The sequence below is a fragment of the Frankia sp. AgKG'84/4 genome, assembly GCF_023242965.2.
Taxonomy (GTDB): Bacteria; Actinomycetota; Actinomycetes; order Frankiales; family Frankiaceae; genus Frankia.
This window is the reverse complement of record NZ_JALKFU020000502.1, coordinates 1-4,032: the sequence shown is the minus strand read 5'-3', so window position 1 is coordinate 4,032 and position 4,032 is coordinate 1. Positions and strand designations below refer to the sequence as shown.

Sequence of the window (4,032 nt, the reverse complement as noted above, 5' to 3'; positions counted from 1 at the left end):
GCGGGGCTTGGCGGCCGGCGTCGCGGTCGGCGGCGCCGCGCCGCGGGGCCGAGCCCTGGCGAGAATGCCGACCGGCGGAATGGCTACCCACAGTGACCTCCGGCGGACGTGGGCGTGGCGGGGCGGATCAGCCGGCGATCATCCTGCGACGGAGGTAGGGAGAAACGGACCGTCTTGGCATGGACGGCATGGACACTGCCCGTCGACGATCGCGGCTGGGCCGCGGGCCGCGGACTGAGGGTTCGATGACCCTGCACTGCGCCTCCGGCTGCACTGGTGTGGTGAGCCCCCCCGGGCCGCACGGCACCCCCACGCGCGCCATCACCTTACCCGACGCACAACAGACCAGCCAATACCAGACATATGTTCGCTAACTTATTGAATTAGCGAACCCTTATCAGCGCACGTTTCGTCGGCGCCGCACGACGAACGAGGCCGGGGCAGCACCGTGGAGGTGCCACCCCGGCCTCGCCGGTGCCCGTGCCGGGCTCAGGACCGGATCAGTCGCTGGCCCAGGGGTCAGTCGATGGTCCAGGTCTCCCCGCCGGAGATGAGGGACATCAGATCGCCCTCGCCCTGGCGCGCCTTGGCGTCGCTGACCTGCTTGTTGAACGCCTCGTCGTAGGTCGGGACGTCGACGTTGCGGAAGATCCCGATGGGGGTGACCCCATGGGCGTCCCCGGTGATGCGGGACAGCGCGAACGCCTGGCTCGGGTCCGTCGCCGCGGTGTCGTGCACGAGTACGTCGGGATCGTCGGCGGACACGACCTCGAGGCTGCCGTCGGCCGCCCGCCGGATGCCCTTGTCGCCCTCGGCGCCGAAGACGAGCGGCTCGCCGTGCGCCAGGCGCAGCGTCGCGTCGTCCTTGGTGCTCCGGTCCTTGAGCGGCTCGAACGCGCCGTCGTTGAAGATGTTGCAGTTCTGGAAGATCTCCACGAAGGCGGTGCCCGGGTGCTCCGCCGCGGCACGCAGCACCGAGGTGAGGTGTGCCCGGTCGGAGTCGATCGAACGGCCGACGAAGGTGGCCTCCGCACCGATCGCCAGCGAGACCGGGTTGTACGGCCGGTCCAGCGACCCGAACGGCGTCGACTTGGTGATCTTGCCGACCTCGGAGGTGGGCGAGTACTGCCCCTTCGTCAGGCCGTAGATCCGGTTGTTGAACATCAGGATCTTGACGTTGACGTTGCGGCGCAGCGCGTGCAGCAGGTGGTTGCCGCCGATGGACAGCGCGTCGCCGTCGCCGGTGACGACCCAGACCGACAGGTCCGGGCGCGAGGTGGCGAGACCGGTGGCGATCGTCGGCGCCCGCCCGTGGATGGAGTGCATCCCATAGGTCTGCAGGTAGTACGGGAACCGCGAGGAGCAGCCGATCCCGGAGACGAAGACGATGTTCTCCCGCGCCACGCCGAGCTCGGGCAGGAAGCCCTGCACGGTGGCGAGGATGGCGTAGTCACCGCAACCCGGGCACCAGCGCACCTCCTGGTCGGAGGTGAACTCCTTGCGGTTCTGCTGGGCCGGCGCCGCCGGCACCAGGTCGAGCAGCCGGTTGCTGATCCCGGAACGATTCGTCGTGACGGTCACTGGTTGATCACGTCCTCCAAGACACCAGCCAGTTCTGCAGCCTTGAACGGCAGTCCGCGGACCTGGTTGTAGCCGATCGCGTCGACGAGGTACTCGGCCCGGATGAGCATCCGCAGCTGGCCGAGGTTCATCTCGGGGATGACGACCCTGTCGTACGAACGCAGGATCTCCCCGGTGTTGGCCGGGAAGGGGTTGAGGTGACGCAGGTGCGCCTGGGCGACCTTGAGGCCCTTCGCCCGGACCCGCCGGCAACCGGCCGCGATCGGGCCGTAGGTGGAGCCCCAGCCAAGCACGAGCACGCGCGCCTCGCCGGAGGGGTCCTCGATCTCCAGCGACGGGATGTCGTTCGCGATGCCGGCGACCTTGGCCGCCCGCAGCCGCACCATCCGGTCGTGGTTCGCCGGGTCGTAGGAGATGTTCCCCTGCCCGTCGGACTTCTCGATGCCGCCGATGCGGTGCTCCAGCCCGGCGGTACCCGGGATCGCCCACGGCCGGGCGAGGGTCTCCGGGTCGCGCAGGTAGGGCCAGAACTCCGGCCCCTTCGGCCCGGTGTGGTTCGGCTCCGTGGCGAAGGAGACGGTCAGGTCCGGCAGTTCCGCACGGGTCGGCAGCAGCCACGGCTCCGAGCCGTTGGCCAGGTAGCCGTCGGAGAGCAGGAAGACCGGGGTGCGGTACTTCGTCGCGAGGCGGGCGGCCTCGACGGCGGCGTTGAAGCAGTCGCCGGGGGAGCGGGGTGCCACGATCGGCACCGGAGCCTCGCCGTTGCGGCCGAACATGGCCTGCAGCAGGTCGGACTGCTCGGTCTTGGTCGGCAGCCCGGTGGACGGACCGCCACGCTGGATGTCGACGATGACCAGCGGCAGTTCCAGGCTGACCGCGAGGCCGATGGTCTCGCTCTTGAGCGCGACGCCCGGCCCGGAGGTGGTGGTGACGCCCAGCGAGCCGCCGAAGGAGGCACCCAGCGCCGCGCCGATGCCGGCGATCTCGTCCTCGGCCTGGAAGGTCCGCACGCCGAACTGCTTGTGCTTGCTCAGCTCGTGCAGGATGTCGGAGGCCGGGGTGATCGGGTACGAACCGAGGTAGACCTGCAGCCCCGTCAGCTCGCCCGCGGCGATGAGGCCGTAGGACAGGGCGAGGTTGCCGCTGATGCGGCGGTAGGTCCCGGTCTTCATCCGGGCCGGCGCCACCTCGTAGGTGACGGTGAACGACTCGGTCGTCTCGCCGTAGTTGAACCCGGCGCGGAAGGCCGCGATGTTGGCCGCCGCGATCTCCGGCCGCTTCCCGAACTTCTTCTCCAGGAAGCTGACCGTGCCCTCGGTGGGCCGATGGTAGAGCCAGCACATGAGGCCGAGGGCGAACATGTTCTTCGCCCGCTCGGCTTCCTTCTTGTTGACCCCGCCGCCGCCGTCCGTGGCGTGCACGGCGTTGATGGTCATCGAGGTCAGCGGCACCCGGTGCACGACGAAGGGGTCGACCGTGCCATCGGAGAGCGGGTCGGTGGCGTAACCGGCCTTCTTCAGGTTCCCGCTGGTGAAGGAATCCGTGTTGACGATGAGGTTCGCGCCGGGAGGCAGATCCTTGAGATTCGCCTTCAGAGCGGCCGGATTCATCGCGACGAGGACGTCCGGCGCATCGCCGGGGGTGAGAATGTCGTGATCGGAGAAATGTAGCTGGAATCCGGATACGCCGGCGGGCGTGCCCGCTGGCGCGCGGATTTCCGCGGGGAAGTCCGGAAGCGTCGACAGGTCGTTACCAAACGTGGCCGTCTCGCTGGTGAACTGTTCTCCGGTAAGTTGCATACCGTCGCCGGAGTCGCCCGCAAAGCGCACGACGACTCTGTCGAGTCGGCGGGTCTCCCTCTCCCTGACCTGCTCAGACACCTTCAGTAACCTCCTCGGGTACCACACCAGCCTACCGGCTGTAGCAATGAGGTGTGTGCGGCGTGCCGGCTTGGCCGATCCCCCGATGCGACATGCCGATCGAACCCGAATTCGTGATCTGGGGCTTCTCTGCCCATGCGTGATTGACCGATTACCGTATGTATGTATTTCCGCCTGATGTCAGCCAGACTTCCTTCGTCCGGATGTGACCTATGTCGCCGGGGAGGATCGACGCGCGCCGGATCATCTGGTGCGCGGATCACCTCGCCTGGAATCAGGCGTTTGCCCTAAAAACCGACCGAGAGGATCCGGCGGCGTGGTTCCTCCGGGAGCGGACACTCCCGCAGCTCTTGTCATCACTCAACGTGTGCGACTCACCGTCCTCTGTTGCCACCGTGCTGGAGGAGCCGCTGACCCGAGAGTATCGGCACAGGGGCTCCCGACGGGTGGTGTCGGCAGGCCGACGCCCGGCACGAGGGTGCCTGCGGCCGCCACCATCGGGTCATGAACCCACCTCACCCGCCGGTGCCTGGACCCGCTGCCGGCCGCGGCGGTCCCGGCGATCGGGCGC

2 protein-coding genes are annotated in these 4,032 nt (G+C 68.4%); both read right to left on the bottom strand.

Features of this window, described 5'->3' with window-relative positions; all coding sequences use genetic code 11:
* Positions 1 to 519: 519 nt before the first annotated feature.
* Complete coding sequence (locus MXD58_RS22110) at positions 520 to 1,581, bottom strand: 2-oxoacid:ferredoxin oxidoreductase subunit beta (protein WP_248838676.1); 1,062 nt, start codon at positions 1,579 to 1,581, stop codon at positions 520 to 522.
* On the bottom strand, positions 1,578 to 3,461 hold the full coding sequence (locus MXD58_RS22105) for a 2-oxoacid:acceptor oxidoreductase subunit alpha (RefSeq protein WP_248838677.1): 1,884 nt from the start codon (positions 3,459 to 3,461) through the stop codon (positions 1,578 to 1,580). The genes MXD58_RS22110 and MXD58_RS22105 overlap by 4 nt, the downstream gene beginning before the upstream one ends.
* Positions 3,462 to 4,032: the final 571 nt, after the last annotated feature.